Source organism: Vibrio sp. 10N.261.55.C5 (assembly GCF_041470505.1).
In the GTDB taxonomy this organism is placed as follows: domain Bacteria; phylum Pseudomonadota; class Gammaproteobacteria; order Enterobacterales; family Vibrionaceae; genus Vibrio; species Vibrio crassostreae_C.
Genome location: NZ_JBFRMS010000083.1, coordinates 11,967 through 27,568 on the forward strand (window position 1 = coordinate 11,967; position 15,602 = coordinate 27,568).

The 15,602-nt window shown below is 45.1% G+C and carries 8 protein-coding genes and 3 pseudogenes; 5 read left to right on the plus strand and 6 right to left on the minus strand.

What is annotated here, in order from left to right:
- The 3 genes from AB4263_RS22440 to mngA all read right to left on the minus strand — a co-directional run bounded on the left by AB4263_RS22440 (nt 1) and on the right by mngA (nt 6,024).
- Nucleotides 1-1,167: a glycerate kinase gene (locus AB4263_RS22440; RefSeq protein ID WP_229647830.1), complete on the minus strand. Its 1,167-nt coding sequence runs from the start codon at nt 1,165-1,167 to the stop codon at nt 1-3.
- Nucleotides 1,168-1,212: 45 nt separating this feature from the next.
- Nucleotides 1,213-3,852, minus strand: a complete 2,640-nt coding sequence (gene mngB, locus AB4263_RS22445; protein WP_372098933.1) for a mannosylglycerate hydrolase — start codon at nt 3,850-3,852, stop codon at nt 1,213-1,215.
- 237 nt (nt 3,853-4,089) lie between these two features.
- Nucleotides 4,090-6,024: a PTS 2-O-a-mannosyl-D-glycerate transporter subunit IIABC gene (mngA, locus tag AB4263_RS22450; RefSeq protein WP_065680000.1), complete on the minus strand. Its 1,935-nt coding sequence runs from the start codon at nt 6,022-6,024 to the stop codon at nt 4,090-4,092.
- Between the two features lie 317 nt (nt 6,025-6,341).
- Here mngA and AB4263_RS22455 point away from each other — a divergent pair, with 317 nt between their 5' ends.
- The 4 genes and pseudogenes from AB4263_RS22455 (at nt 6,342) to AB4263_RS22470 (ending at nt 10,487) form a co-directional block, all read left to right on the plus strand.
- Nucleotides 6,342-7,064 (plus strand): GntR family transcriptional regulator, encoded by a 723-nt coding sequence (locus tag AB4263_RS22455; protein ID WP_017070592.1) that lies wholly within the window; start codon nt 6,342-6,344, stop codon nt 7,062-7,064.
- 250 nt (nt 7,065-7,314) lie between these two features.
- Nucleotides 7,315-8,066 (plus strand): annotated as a pseudogene (locus tag AB4263_RS22460) (DUF481 domain-containing protein).
- A gap of 185 nt (nt 8,067-8,251) precedes the next feature.
- Nucleotides 8,252-9,268 (plus strand): polysaccharide lyase family 7 protein, encoded by a 1,017-nt coding sequence (locus tag AB4263_RS22465; protein WP_372098934.1) that lies wholly within the window; start codon nt 8,252-8,254, stop codon nt 9,266-9,268.
- A gap of 307 nt (nt 9,269-9,575) precedes the next feature.
- A complete protein-coding gene (locus tag AB4263_RS22470; protein WP_372098935.1) occupies nt 9,576-10,487 on the plus strand; it encodes a 2OG-Fe(II) oxygenase in 912 nt (303 codons plus the stop codon).
- A gap of 142 nt (nt 10,488-10,629) precedes the next feature.
- On the opposite strand, the gene AB4263_RS22475 is transcribed toward AB4263_RS22470, so the two are convergent.
- From AB4263_RS22475 to AB4263_RS22485, 3 genes and pseudogenes are all read right to left on the minus strand, one after another.
- Nucleotides 10,630-13,707, minus strand: a complete 3,078-nt coding sequence (locus AB4263_RS22475) for an efflux RND transporter permease subunit (protein WP_372098936.1) — start codon at nt 13,705-13,707, stop codon at nt 10,630-10,632.
- Entirely contained in the window at nt 13,694-15,001 is a 1,308-nt protein-coding gene (locus AB4263_RS22480; protein WP_136981822.1) for an efflux RND transporter periplasmic adaptor subunit, read from the minus strand. Before AB4263_RS22480 ends, AB4263_RS22475 begins: the two co-directional genes overlap by 14 nt.
- A gap of 194 nt (nt 15,002-15,195) precedes the next feature.
- Nucleotides 15,196-15,333: pseudogene (locus tag AB4263_RS22485) on the minus strand (aromatic hydrocarbon degradation protein); the annotation flags it as partial.
- 97 nt (nt 15,334-15,430) lie between these two features.
- Here AB4263_RS22485 and AB4263_RS22490 point away from each other — a divergent pair.
- Nucleotides 15,431-15,602 (plus strand): annotated as a pseudogene (locus AB4263_RS22490) (transposase); the annotation flags it as partial.

The following is a 15,602-nucleotide window of genomic DNA, read 5'->3' on the forward strand; positions in this document are numbered from 1 at the left end:
TTACTTCTCATTAAAAATCTGGCTACCAAGCTTGAGCGTGGCGGCGATATTACGGGCAGTGCGAGTCAGGTTTTGATTCGCTTCTGATAAAACTTGGTCTAAAGACTGAGGTGAACGTACGGTTCCAAATAAGCTAGACATTGAGCCGTAAAGTTTTTCAACGTCTTGCCCCAAAGAGCCCGCAATTCCAATGGTTGGAATACTCAACTTTTGAGCTCGCTGAGCGATGCCGAAAGGTGTTTTACCTTGCAGGGTTTGGTTGTCCATCTGCCCCTCTCCGGTCACGACCAGTGAAGCACCTTCAAGAACCTTATCTGCATCCAAGGCATCTAATACCACCTCAATACCCGCTTTAATTTGGATATTGAATGCAAGACTTAACCCCAGAGGTGTACCACCAGCAGCACCAAATCCAGCTGTGTCGCGATGATTAGTACCCGTATGTGCTTGAGCGATATCGGCAAAGTGCCCGATCGCAGTATCAAGTTGTTCAACTTGAGCTTTTGATGCGCCTTTTTGCGGACCAAACACAGTACTGGCTCCGCTTTCGCCACATAATGGATTATTCACATCACACGCGACCACGAACGTCACTTCTTTGCATCTAGGGTGCAGTCCTTCAAGATCGATGCTTGCTAACCGGCTTAATTCGGCGCCGCCACCAGATAGCTCGTTGCCTTGCTTGTCTAATAACTTGCCTCCCAACGCTTGTAAGATGCCAGCACCTGCATCATTGGTTGCGCTGCCGCCCAAACCAATAATGATTTGTTCAACACCTTGATCTAGTGCATCTTTGATCAATAGCCCAGTACCAAACGAAGATGCGGTTAACGGTGCTCTTTCTTCTACGGTTAATAGGTCTAAACCCGATGCTTGAGCAAATTCCACCAAGGCAGTTTTTACGTTGGCGCCATCAACAGTCTGTTCCAACGAAGCCCAATAAGCCGTACATTCACGCCCGATTGGATCCGTCGTGTGCAGCCGTTGCTTCTTACCATTGAGCGCCTCTAGCAACACGTCTACCGTGCCTTCTCCGCCATCGGCGAGTGGAATTTTCACAAACTCTGCGTAAGGGAAAACATCGGCAAATCCACGCTCAATACAAGACGCAACTTGATGAGCGTCGAGTGATTCTTTAAATGAATCAGGGGCAATTACAATTTTCATTGTCGTTCACCATTCCCGCCCACCAAGGTGAGCGGGTTATCGAAATTAGAATTTGATTTGGAATGTTTTTGCTTGGCAAGGTGCTATCTGGCCGAACTCTTCAGATGCTACATCACCTTCGCGTACGCGCTCGTCCATGCTTGTCTCTTTCCAGCTTGAAACCGCTTGAGTAAAAGAGATTGAATCCGATACTGAACCCGATTCTGCCGGGTTGTAGACACGCATGATCAGTGCATCTTCGTCTTCCGCTTTCTTCAGCACACTCAACACCACGCCTGATTGTTGCTTAGACAGAAGGCTAAAACTCATAGGTAGGTTCTGCTCACCCACGTTGAGCTTCATCGCGTTGTAAGGGATCTTGTTGTAGCATTCGATTTGAGTGACATTGTCACGTGCTTGCGCCATGATGTTCGCGTCAATATGGTTACCAGAGAAACCGCACAACGTGAATTCACACACTAACTTACCGCGCACTTGCGAATCTGGTGTCGGAATCTTGATGCCTGATGGACGGCCTGGGCGAAGCAATAGCTCTTCTTTACCCAACACGCCGATACCACGGAACAGTGTCAGTGCGAAGGTATCTCGGTTTTCGTCACCTTGAGATGCAATCACCTCAAATTCACGTAGACCATTCGACATAATCGCCATGCCCGCTTTGCCGTTTTCTAATGCAGCGAAGTTCATCAGTTGGTAAACCGGAACCGGTGCTTCTTTCCACTTCTCTTCTTCCCAAACCGCCATAGCAGGGTCATTGGTTGGTCGAGTAATACAACCGAACTGGTTGTCTGCAACCACAGTTTCAGAAACGAATGGCGTTGGTACTAAGACACGTACACGGTGGTCGTCGGCTTGGTTGTCTAGTTCCATACGTACTTCAATGCGGCGAGAACCTTGCTTCAATACCACTTGGCATTGCGCTTCAACGAATCCGTTTTGACCCGTGCGTTCTTCACGCTCTGCAAGGTTTGCAGGTACGTTCATTCGGAAAGCGATGTTCGCTACCGATTGGAAGCCTTGGTGGTCAATCGATGTTTCGACTGGGAACTCGTCTGAATACAGTAACCATTCTTGACGAGATGGAGAGTAATCGTACTCATCACCGTCATCAGAACCGTCTTCCAAACGAAGTACTTGGTCGAATACTTGCTCTGTCTCTTTATCGAAAATAGTCAGAGTACCGTTGTCGTTTACATTGATTCGGTAGTACTCGTTCTCTAGTAAGTAGTCTTTTTGTTCTGCAACTTTTACTGCACCCTTCTCGTTACCTTGGATGTGTAACGTGGTGAAGCCCATCGCTGGCACAATGCGTTTGATTTGAATATCAAACTCCATGAACGGGTCGTAGTTACCGTAGTGAACGATTTGACGGTCTACTTTACCCGGGTCAATTTGGCGCTTGTCTTGGATGAAGTACTCAACTGGGTTTTCGTTTTCATCAAAGATAGAGAACTCTTGAGCACGGATAGTGATAGTGGTGTTAACCACTTCTTCACGCTCGTATGGAGAAAGGTTGAACATCGCCAGTTTGTCGCAACCTTCGCGATCTGGCATGTGGTCAACAATCTTACGCTTGTAGAAGTGAATCAGGTTGGTCGCCATGTCGTCAGCAAGGATGTAACGGTTTAAGATTTCAGCGTGTACCTTGTCTGAACAACAGCAACCAATAGAGTCATGAGCGTGGTTCTTCATGCTCTCTTTCCACATTTTCTCAATCAAACCGTGGTGGTATTCAAAACCTAATGTCCAAGCGATAGACGCTAGCGGTTCTAAGATGTTTACAATCTTGTTTTCGATTTCTGCGTGGATCAGTTTGATGTCCATACGCGTAGAAGAGATCGTACGGTGAACACGCATGTATTTACCGTCGTTGAACTCGCCTTTGATTGTGTCGAGTTGGTCGCGCGCCGCTTCTACTTTCTCGAACACTTCTTCGTAACGGCTCATTGAGAATTCACGATCTGGGTAGATTTCGCGAAGCTTGTCCATTACTTCAAAGATGTCTTTTTGAATCGGCATTTGGTCGTGGCCGTTCGGTAGCAAGATATCTTTAGTCACCGATGGCTTTTCTAGCACTGGGAAGTACTTATCTAAACGAGCACGCAAGCCTTCTTCGTCTTGTGGAAGGTATTTACCAATCGCGTAACCCAGCGGAAGCACTTGTGCCGTTACTTCACTGCCGTCATTAGACTGCCATAAGAATTCTGTTTTGTTGGTGCCATGACGCTCTGAACAACCACGCCAGAACATTGCACGCGTGATGTCGAAGCCGTTGTAGATCATTGGCAGCTGTGAGCTCATGCTGAATGAATCTGGTAGGTAACCAATCTTCATTGCATCGCCAAACTTCATACAGTCACGAATACCATACATCATGTTGCGTACAATTGACTCACCAGAAACTTGCATTGTGTCGGTTTGAGAATACCAAGGGCCAATAATTAACTTGCCCGCTTCAACCAATGCTTTTACGCGTTCTGTGTTCTCTGGTTTGATCGCAAAGTAGTCTTCTAGAACGGCGGTTTGACCATCTAGAACGTAGTATTTGTATTCTGGATCACTCTCCAGACGGTTCATGATTTCTTCCATGTTGTTCACTAGAAGAATACGAGACTCTTCTGTTGTGAAATACCATTCACGATCCCAGTGCATGTGTGGAGTAATATGTACGCGTGATGTAGTCATAATCATTTACCTAAATGTGTCGCTTCGAGTAAATCTAAAATTCGAACTCAAATACGACTAAATTAAAGTTTTTCAAGGGGTTAAAATTGGCTGCCACTAAATTTAGGGTGCAGAAAACCACGCCCAGAATCTGTGTGAATAAAACCGTTAGGAGCACAGGTATTTAGGACAGCCAAGTTGTTTATTATTTTTTATATATTGATTTCACAGTGAGTTAGGAGCTAACTCAAAATTCAGTTAGTTCTGTGTTGCAGTGCTTGCTTCAAACTTACCCTTTTTTACAGCGTGACCACGCCACATCAGAAGAGTAATGGTTGAAATTACTGTGCCGACAATCGCAGCACCGAACCAGATTGCCGCAGCAGAGAATGCGCCCAAACCGGAATCGTGTAACAAGAAGATAGAGAAGATACCTGCGCCCGGAGTCGATAGACCAATACCTGCCGCACCAACCATCGCACCTGTAACCACAGAGCCTAGTAAGAATGAACCGATTACACGGATTGGATCTTCAATCGCCATTGGGATTGCACCTTCGGTAATACCCGCTAGGCCAAGTAGCCATGTAGATTTACCGGTTTCAATCTCAAAGTCTTTGAATAGGCGTGGAGCAATCATGGTTGAAGCCGTTACGGTGAACGCTGATACCATTTTTACTGAACCAAAGATTGCGTATGGGCCATAAACACCGTTCGCCATTGCACCTAAACAGAATGCGTAAGCGGCTTTGTTTACCGGACCACCCAAGTCGAATGATACAAACAGGCCAAGAATCGCACCTAGAAGCAGAGCGTTAGTGCCTGACATACCGTTCAACCAATCCGTCAGACCTTGGTTTAGGAACGCAACAGGTTTACCGATAACAAACAGCATTAAGCTACCTGCTACCAAAGTACCAATCACCGGGTAAAGGTAGAAAGTAAGGAAACCGTTAAATGCAGGGCCCAAGCGAACATGCTCTTTCACCCAGCGCATCACGTAACCCGCAATCAAACCACCAACGACACCACCAAGGAAACCTGAACCAATGATGTTTGCTGCAATACCTGCGGCAAAACCAGGACCAAGTGCCGGTTTATCTGCTAATGAGTAAGCTGTGTAAGCCGCCAGTACTGGCACCATCAATGTACCCAGTAGGCCGCCACCTAGTTTGCGATACATCCATAGCCAAGAATCTTTTGTTGCGTAGAGCTCTTGCAGGTCAAAAATTTGCGCGATAAGAACAGCAACCGCAAGAACAGTACCACCAGCAACGATAAGAGGAACCGCGTAAGAAATACCAGAAAGCAGTGCTTGTTTAAGCTCAGTTTTCAACGGTAGTTTCTTCGGTTTGTCATCGGTAGCAACTTTACGTTCTGCACCGTTACCTTTTTTCGACTCTTCAATCGCTTCGTTAAGAATGCGTTCACCGTGCTTAATCGGTTCTGCAACTGGGGTTTCAACACGAGGAATGCCATTAAAGCGCTCAGATTCTTTAATCGCAACTTCAGCAGCAAACACACACGCTACAGCATTATTAAGTTGTTCCGCAGTTAAGCGATCTTCAATACCGTTTGCGCCCTGCTTTTCAACATGAACCTTGTAGCCAAGCTTTTTGCCGGCTTTTTCTAGGTATTCTGCCGCCATATAAGTATGAGCAATACCTGCAGGGCAAGCAGTAACGCATACAATTGTCGGTGCATTTGTATCTAAGTTGTCTTGTTTTTCTTCTTGTTGATTGTCGCCATCAAGAAGCGCAAAGATTTCTTCAGCCGTTGTCGCTTTTAATACCGCTTCGCGAACATCGTCGTCAACCAATGTAGTTGTCAATGCAGTGAGCAGATGCATGTGGGTAGAACCCGCTTCTGCATTTGGAATCGCAATTAGGAAGATAAGATTTACATCTTCGTCTTCATCCAAGCCTTTCCATTTCATGTCTTCTTTAAGCGTTGCTACAGCGAAGCCAGCTTCTTTAACCGCGTCAGTCTTGCCATGCGGTACTGCTAGGCCTTCACCAAGCGCTGTCGGGCCTTGCTCTTCACGAGCAAATACTGCATCAAGGTACTCTTGCTTGTTATGCAGTTTGCCTTGCTGATCCAGTTGGTCAGCAAGTGCGTAAATCGCTTCTTCTCGACTGCTAAACGTAGTTTGCAGATTTACGAGCGACTTATTCGTTAGAGTAGTAAGTTTCATAACCTTTGTCCCATAGTCACGGATTAGTACGACAGTCGTCCCTGTCGACGAGAAGAATAATACAACTTCAAGACATTTAATCCGTGATCACGATCTCATCAATACATATTTGTATTTAATTTGTATTTAAATCGTATTGGTAAATCCTTTAAGAAAGCTTGTTATGTATCGTTTAATTTGTATTATATGTACTACAAAACGCCGATACGACGCTCACACTAACCTTTAAAGCAAGGCTTATATAGAGCAAATTTACGTATTTAAGGTACAGGTTGTTAATCAAAGTCTAGTTGTCCTAGCGCACAAATGAGGCAAAAATGGCAAGACTCCCTATGTATCGCCAAATCGCCGATGCAATAAGAGAAAAGATCAGTTCTGGAGAATATAAAGTTGGAGAAGCACTCCCAACGGAAGCGCAATTGCGTGAAGTATTCTCGGTAAGCCGCGTAACGGTTAGGCAAGCACTGAAACTACTGATCGAAAACGATGAGCTTGAAAGCGTTCAAGGCAGCGGCACTTACGTAAAAGAGAACAAGATCAATTACGACATCTACAAACAGTCGAGCTTTCAAGAAAAGTGGGCGCATTTGGATGTGGTTACACACAGTGAAGTTCTGGCCTTCGAAATGAAGCCGTGTTCTTTGGCGATGTCTGAACATTTAGATATCAAAGAAGGCGAATTGGTTTTCTACGTAAAACGTGTTCGTTTCATAGACAACAATCCAATCACGGTTGAAGAAACTTGGTTACCTGTTGCTCTATTCCCAGATCTCACCTATCAAGTGATGCAGACATCAAAATACGACTTTATTGAGAACACCAAAGGCATGGTGATTGATCGAAGTGAGCAGGAATTGGTACCGATTCTTCCGCCTGAAGACGTTGCTAAACAGTTAGGTATTGACCCTGCTCAACCGATTATTGAAAAACGTACTCGTGGTTACCTAGCTAACAACACAGTATTTGAATACAGCCGCAACTACTTCACATCTAACGATTACCGATTCACTTTGGTCGCCAGACGCCAAAGATCAGGCTGAATCTAGCACCGCATATAGCCAACACAGAGGACGCCTGTTCTCTGTATTGGTGCGCATTCCCTACTCATCACACTGCTTTCAACCACTCCAAATATTCCTAAACCGATATCAAATAACCTCACGAAAGATCATTCACCTTCATTTAAATACTGTTCGCGCGCTTTGAACATAAACTAAGCACCCATTAACCAACACAGTTTTATACACACGCTCCCTAGCAAAGCTGCCTCTATTTCTCATCGCGTTCTCTATGCCCGTATTTGGAGAAGAGGTTGAAGAAGTAGTACTCGAGGACGACGTTGTATTAAGCGAAGCTTCTGAGGTATAAGAAGAAACTGAAGAATCCCCTTTTACGCCCCTGACCAAGCTCGGGTTTATCTACTCGCAAAACACCAGTTCATCTTTGTCGATCAACTCTGGAATCTCTGTTGGATACAAAAAGAGAACTGGGGCCAACGAGTTCAGTTTGATACCTACTATACCGATGCAGAAAACGACGAAGACGGCACCAATCGCTATACCACCAACTATGGTATCAGCTATGACTTGAACGAAGTCACCTATTTGGTCGCGACAACACGTTTTGAACACGACCACTTTGGTACTTATCGTAAGCAATTCATAACGGCTACAGGGTTGGGTCGCCACTTTTATGATACAGAAAGAATCAAACTCCAAGGCTCTGCTGGTCCGAGTTACCGAATCAGTCAACGCCAGTCCTCCGATGAAGAGTTCCCGAACAAAGAGAACTATGAGCTGATCGTCAATGCCAGTGTTGATGGCTCTCTGACGCTCACAGAAACGTTTTCTATGGGGGCAACCGCTAACATGGCTTACGGTGAAGAGAACACCAATTACAACCTCAAAGGCTATCTAAAGAACATCTTAATGGGCAATTTGGCGCTGACTTTTGATACAGAATACATCTACAACACCACTGTCGCATCAGACCAAAGTAACGCCGAAATCTACAGCTCAATGAACCTCAACTACGATTTCTAAACAACGCATCCCCCATCGAACATGCAAAAGGATTTGCATGATCGTTCAGAGAATCATTACTAAGCCGTATAAGAAAACCAACCTATTGACTCTAGCTCCATAACTAGAAAAATTGTATTGAGATGTGTTTTTGGGATCGGTAGCTCAAAGCTCTGTCAACAAAATGTAAAACCGCTCTTTAGCCAATGAAAACCTCATGGTTTATCGATAAAGTTTGCTCACCATTTGTATTACAAAAAATTTTTATGTTCAACTATCAACAACCTTTAAAATACCTCAAAGTTGCTGCGTTTATCTCTAGTGGATTATTACTCGCTGGCTGTGAAGCTAATGCTAAAAGCGAACAAGCAGAGCTTAAAACATGCACCGATTGCAATTGGAACATCGAGCAATGGAAAATCACCCTTCCAGTCAGTGGTGACGATTACTACAACAATGGCCGTAGCAGCGCTGCCGAGCTCATCCCCCAAGAATGTAATGGTAAAGAGTACTTAACCAACGACACTCATCTTCCTTGGTTCTCTCGTGAGTCTGTTAATGGCGAAGAACGTCTAAAATTCACCGTTGATCTTGGTGGTCAAGTTTCAACAACAGCAAACACAAAATACGCTCGTTCGGAACTTCGTGAATTGTATAAGTTCAATACCGAAAATCGATGCAGCACTAAAGACCAAAACTGGGCAGTAACCGGAACACACGAACTAAAAGCGACGTTAAGCGTTGACCAATTTCCGAATAAAGATGTGACAGGCAGCGACCCTAAAGTGGTTCTTGGTCAAATCCATGGCAAGGACATTAAGCAAGCGCTGGTCAAATTGCAGTGGGATGGTGAAAACAAACCTGTACGCGTTGTTCTGAACGATTCATTTCTACCAGGAAACAAAATGTGTAGCGACTGTCAGCCATTCAGTGTCAACCTAGGGGTTGCACCAGCAAACCTGGATTGGGATTACACGATTCGTCTTGATGACCAAGGTATTTACCTTTCAACACTCATTGATAATGAATTAACAGAACATTTCTTACCATGGGGCATAGAAACAGAAGATCGTGATGGCAACAAGGTTACGTTGTCAAAAGCATGGTTAGAGGAAGAGTACTACTTTAAAGCCGGTCTTTACGCCCAAATAAAGCCTTCAAGAGAGTTTGCTGGTCAAGTATTCTCGGTCAGCTTCTCGAAGATCAATATTGATCATAGATAGATTACTCATAGATAGAAAGTCACCCCATCAGTTGTGTCTCGAATCACTACTGATACTTGAAAACGGCGTGTGGGTATCTCATCCATACGCTGTTTTATCACTGATACGCCCACGACATCGCAACTCGCTAAGTTAAACTTGCGTTCAAATGACCTCGCCTAAGCAAGGACTGAAAGCTTCTTAAAGTAACCCCTCCTTCACGCTGATTATATAGAAAACGTTAATTCTGTTTTGCCCAGCGCCCCGTTTATCTACAAACCTTGGTGTAATAGATTGGTTGCAAGCAAACAAAAGGAGCGAACACATTATGTTATCTAATCAACTAGAGCGCGCACGTGCCATCGATTTACCAACACGAGAAGCGATGCTTCAACGAGCTCCTTCTGTACAACAGTTTTGGGACAACAATAAGGGCTTGTTCAGCGATGCTTGGAAAGAATGGGAAGCAAGCGCGGAAGGCAGTCAATTGGGTTTCGACGATTCGCTGTTAGATGCCCGCCTGCGTGAAGCTGTTAGAGAAGCTTGGCAAGATCCAGAGAAAGAAATCGCGGTAAAAGACTTACTCGAAGAGATCTCTCCTGGGGTGTTTAAGTTTCAGTTCTTTGATGCTGAACGTCTCGCTGAGTTGCGTGATTACTTGGAAGCGGTCTCTTACGCTCAAATCCCGCTGCGCCCACCATACGGCATAGTGCTTAACCGTGGTGGAGCAATGTTAGACAGCCGATCTGAAGGTTATTTAGCCGCGCCAAGTTTCCAAGCGTTTTACCGAGATTTACTCGACAGTTACATGCGCCCTATCGCTCGCTTATTGTTCCCTGAAATCATGGGTTACGATACGCAAACTTTTGGGTTCTCGATTCAGTATCAAGCGAACAAAGATACCTCTTTACGCCTGCATACTGATGCGTCTTCTGTCACGCTCAACATTAATATAAATATGCCAGATGAAGAGTTTTCGGGGTCAGAACTTAACTTTTATGATCCTGCTACGGGTAAGATGAACGAAACGACATTCACACCCGGTGTCGCTATGATTCATCGAGGAAACGTTGCCCATGCGGCACTGCCGATAACAAGTGGTGAACGTTCGAACTTGGTATTGTGGTTGTATGGCGACCGTGGACAGATTCCACAGCACAACTCAGGGTTGGAATCGGTAGACGCTCATCAGCGTTGGACTGTCCCTACGATTGTGCCTGATAACTTTGCTCCATTCTAGATAAGTACGCTCTGTTTTAATCGGTTCGATTAGGATTAGCTTGTTCAGACGGCTAATACAGTAAATAACAAAGCGCCCACCATAATATTGGTGGACGCTTTTTTGTATCTTCAATTACGTTAATCGTAATCGATTAGCCAGATTAGGCTGGTTTAGTTCTCAATCGAGTCAACAAATCCATTTGCTTTAGGTTCGCCATACCGACATACGCGACTGGCACTAAGAACAATGAGAAAAAAGTTCCGACAGACAAGCCACCGACCAGAACCAAACCAATATTGATTCGACCTAAGGAACCCGGGCCATCCGCCAGTGCCAATGGCAATGAACCAAGGATCATCGTCAGTGAGGTCATCAAGATAGGACGCAGCCTTGAACGCGCGCTGCTGATCGCCGCTTCTTTTGCACTCACGCCAGATTTGCGTTTCTCGTTGGCAAACTCCACCAGCAAAATACCGTGTTTGGTCACTAGGCCAACCAATGTCAGCAGTCCGATCTTCGAATAAATATTGAGACTTTGACCAAATACCGACAGCGTCAAAATCGCACCCACGATACACAATGGCACCGTCAGCAAGATGATCATTGGGTCGACAAAGCTTTCAAACTGCGCCGCCAAGATCAAGAAGATGAAAATCAACGCCAATACGAACAGCACTTGTGCGCCCGCGGTTGAATCAACCAGGTCTTTAACTACGCCATTGAACTCGTAGCTCTGAGCAGGTTTCAACAGACTTGGTACCGTGTCATCAATGTATGCCTTCACGTCGCTCGCCGTATATCCGGGCATCAAGTCCGCGGTGATTTCAGCACTGTCTTTACCCATGAACGTCTTAAAGTTAGATTCTGATGTCACTTGTTTGATCGAAACAAACTGAGACAAAGGAAGCCTTTGCCCCGACTGTGAATCCACATACAGCTTATCGAGAACCTTAAAGTCGCCGAGATCCTTTCGGTTAACTTGAACTTGAATGGGGTATGTATAACCGTCATCGGCTTGCAAATCTGCCGCCTTCACAGAACCAAGGAAGGTCGATAACGCGTTGGTTACGTTACTGTAATCCACACCAGACAATACGATAGCATTGCGGTCAATCGACAAGTCATAACGCAATTGGTCACGCAACATCGAATTTTTAATGTTGGTCACGCCCTCATAACTCTCAAGCGCCTCCACCACCTCATTCGCCGTTTCCGACAATACGGTGGTATCACGGTTAACCGTCGTTAACTCTAGGATCATATTAGTGGCAATGTTCAAGTTATCAGCCGAGCGAACCTTGAAAGACATGCCATAAGCAGAGACCGAACTTTGCGCTTTAGCGATAAACTCGTTCACCAACTCATCAGCTGACTGGTCACGCTCGCCCCATGATTTCAATAAAACGTGATTGGTCGGAGTCCCTTCGATGTAAGATAAATTCGCTTCTACTGAATTATCACCTTTGAACACACTGTTGAGTTGCTCGTTCTTGTCTAGGTGATACTGACGTCCGACTCCTGTAGGAGGCGTTGAAGTGACCTCAACAAAACCAGTATCTTCCGTTGGAAGCAACACTTGAGGCATTGTCCAAACCGCCAAAGCAGATAGAGCAATCAATGCCAAGGCAATACCACTCATCAGTGTTTTACGCTCAAACCATTTGCTAAGTTCCTTGGTGTACAAGTCAGACAGAACATTCAGCTTCGCATCAACTTTTTTGTACCACCTTGCCGGCTTTGTAACTGGCTTCATTAAGTAAGCACACATCATGGGCGAGAGCGTTAAAGCCACAAACCCAGAGATGATCACTGCTGCTGCTAACGTGAAAGCAAATTGTCTAAATAGATCGGCGGTTAAGCCCGACATCAAACCAATAGGGAGATACACGACCGCTAAAGTCAGCGTCATCGCTATCACAGGAAAGACGATCTCTCGGCACCCTTTGATTGCCGCATTAAAAGGGGTTTCTCCCTCTTCGATATGTCGGTAACAGTTTTCAGCCACTACAATGGCATCATCGACGACTAAACCAATCGCAAGAATGATGGCCAAGATAGTCAGCACGTTGATACTAAACCCGAGCACATGCATAACTGCAAACACACCAATCACACAGACTGGGATCGTGATAATAGGAATAGACGCCACACGAACTGAACCAAGGAACAACACGACAACGGCTGAAACAAGAACAATCGCCTCAACCAAAGTCATGAAACCTTCGTCAATTGCGGTTTTAATGAAATCAGCTTGGTTATAAACCATCTTCATCTCAATGCCTTCTGGCAACTGAGGCTGAATCACATCAATCTGTTTCTTAACTTTATTTGCAACTGTAACTGGGTTTTCACTTTTCAGTGGCAGTACCTGAATCGACATCGCTAAATTGTCATCTACACGAAGAATGCTCGGCGTAAGGCTCTCTTCCCCCATTTTGACTTCAGCAATATCTCCGACACGAATGATCTTGCCGTTATCGACACGAACCACCAAATCTCGCACATCATCAACACTGGTCACTTGGTTGACTGGGTTAATGGAGAAATCTCGCACCTGCCCCTTGATGGTACCTGCGGTAAACGTTGCATTGTATGAGCTCAATGTTCCAACAACATCGGATGCACTCATATTGAGCGCCATCATGCGATCCGGTTCCAACCAAACACGCACCGCCTTCTCGCTGCCACCATACGGTCCCCAAATACCACCCACACCTTGGATGTGCTTAAATTGAGGCACGACTTGCTGACTAATGTAGTCGTACATGTCTTGCTTAGACATCTTGCCAGTATTCACAAACGTGATGATGTTACTCGGCATACTGGTGTCAGAAGAGTCATCCGTGACCGTTGGCTTATCCGTCATACTTGGCGGGAAATCACCAATCGCTTCCACGCTGCTGCGCAGGTTGTTCATCAAGCTGGTGTATTCGACGTCATCAATGTCATCTTCAAAGATGATTTTTAGATTACACGTGCCCTCCTGACAGTCCGTCGTCATGGTTTTCACGCTGTCGAGGCCGGTTGCCGCAGTAATCAGTTTGTCGGCCACATTGCGCGACATAAATTCAGCGCTCGCGCCATTGATCGCAGCCGTTACCGTGGCTGAAGGTGTTTTATGTTCAGGGAAATATTGGATCGATAGTTTCTGAAATGACAGCAGGCCAAATAAGACAATTGCGATACTCAGTACTGAAGCAAAAACTGGATGCTTAATACAAATCTCAGGAAGCTTCATTCAGATTCTCCTTCGTTACGGCTTCCTTGCTTTGGATTTTGCTCGATGAATCCTCAACAGTCGCGCTAGTCTCTGCTTGCTCGCTATTTTCATTGATCGCTTCGTCTACACCTTTTGTTGCTTCCGTCCAATCAACCGAAGGCTCAACCGGATGTGCTTCATCAACCTGTGTTTCGGTCTTTTCTACCTCGTGCTTAACGGCCGCCTTAGTGACCTCTGTGTCTATTGGCTCCGTTATTAGCTCAACCGTTTTCTGCTCCGCATTAGGGTTCATTACCTTAACTAGAGACGCTTTTTTTAGGTTCTGTTGTCCCGTCACTACGACCTGATCACCCAGTTTCAATCCGTTTTCTACAACGACGTACCCATCGTTAGTGTTCACGCCCAATTCAACAATGCGTTGCTCGATTTTTTCGCCATTCACAATCCATACAAAACGTTGTGCATTTTTTGCTTGAACGGAATTTTGGGAAACCACCATTTGAGTCGTGTCTTCGCTCGTCATTTGGCTTACTTTGGCAAACATACCCGGAACTAAACGATGATCTGGATTGGTCACGTGCGCGTGTACTTCTACGCGACCTGAACTCTCATCAACCGCGGGGGCAATGTAATCCACCACACCAGAAAATGCTTCATCGACAAAAGCATCAACTTGAATAGAGACATTCTGCCCAAGTTTTGCGTTGCCTAAATCCGATTGTCCAATCGAATACTGAACTTCGACAGGATCGAGTTTAATCAAACTCACCAACGCGGTTGCGCCATCAATCTTACTGCCCACTGAGTGGGTAAAATTAGTTAACTGCCCATCAAATGGCGCTACCAATAAATAGTCATTCATCAGCGCTTCTTTCTGTCGGTAATCCGCTGCTGCTAGATTCGCCTGCTCTCCCAGTTCTTCCACATCTTGTTGAGACATAGAGTCGGGCTGTTTCTTTAGTAATTCTTGTACTCGCTTTAATTTCGACTTTGCTAACGCTAGAGAGCTTCTTGCTTTGTCTAGATCGGCTTTCGCTTTGGTATTGTCCAATTGAGCGATCAACTCGCCTTTTTTAACTGAATCTCCATCTTTGAAATGGATGTTGAGAATTTTGTCGGAGGCACTGAATGTCAATGCAGCAGAATCCGTTGCCCTGATTTTGCCAACCTCGTTGATTGAAGATGTGAATGCTTGTTTGTGCGCTTTTTCGATAGTCACAGGAATCAAGTTTGAATCTTGGGCAAACGATGGAGAGATATGTAAGGCAAACAGTGCCAAACAGATTGTTTTACTAAGCTTTGTAAATTTCATTTTTAATAACCATAACCGTTGAATTCGTCTGAATTAAAACGTTTTTCTAAGCAGCTATTTCTTACTTAATGAGCTTCCAGCTATTTAAATAATGCTAAAACAGCTAATAATGAGAAAAGGGCTCAACTCACTGTCGAGCCCTGCAATTTTTATATGATTCCTAAATTTTTACGTTCTGAACTCCAAAGTAAAAGTTAAAAACGATGTTGATATTGAACACCAAGCAAGAGAGCATCGGCAGTCACATCAGCAGTTATATTGGAACTCGTTCCTGGAATCGTCGTCAGGTTTTCGTCAATATCTTGTGATTCTCCGATGATAAATCCGACACCAGGCCTTGTTGCTTAAATCGATGAAACTAAATCAAGAAACTACGATCTGATCGGCTACACCCATCAATCGTCGTAGCCTCATGCCTAAACCTCGTTACAAAACAAACAAGGCAAGCGTGGTAGACCTCGCCGATTCAGCGACTTAGCCATTACTACCGCACTGATGGTGAAGCGCGTTTTCTCTATGCCATTGAGAGCGCTGCAAGGTTTTCTAGACTCAGTATTTAAGCTGGCTAACATCCCGCTAGTTTGTCCGCATTACACCTGCA

What these genes read in the sequence shown, in the direction of transcription:
- AB4263_RS22440 (WP_229647830.1), bottom strand. Translation starts at nt 1,167, where the DNA reads ATGAAAATTGTAATTGCCCCTGATTCATTTAAAGAATCACTCGACGCT.
- mngB (WP_372098933.1), bottom strand. Translation starts at nt 3,852, where the DNA reads ATGACTACATCACGCGTACATATTACTCCACACATGCACTGGGATCGT.
- mngA (WP_065680000.1), bottom strand. Translation starts at nt 6,024, where the DNA reads ATGAAACTTACTACTCTAACGAATAAGTCGCTCGTAAATCTGCAAACT.
- AB4263_RS22455 (WP_017070592.1), top strand. Translation starts at nt 6,342, where the DNA reads ATGGCAAGACTCCCTATGTATCGCCAAATCGCCGATGCAATAAGAGAA.
- AB4263_RS22465 (WP_372098934.1), top strand. Translation starts at nt 8,252, where the DNA reads ATGAAAACCTCATGGTTTATCGATAAAGTTTGCTCACCATTTGTATTA.
- AB4263_RS22470 (WP_372098935.1), top strand. Translation starts at nt 9,576, where the DNA reads ATGTTATCTAATCAACTAGAGCGCGCACGTGCCATCGATTTACCAACA.
- AB4263_RS22475 (WP_372098936.1), bottom strand. Translation starts at nt 13,707, where the DNA reads ATGAAGCTTCCTGAGATTTGTATTAAGCATCCAGTTTTTGCTTCAGTA.
- AB4263_RS22480 (WP_136981822.1), bottom strand. Translation starts at nt 15,001, where the DNA reads ATGAAATTTACAAAGCTTAGTAAAACAATCTGTTTGGCACTGTTTGCC.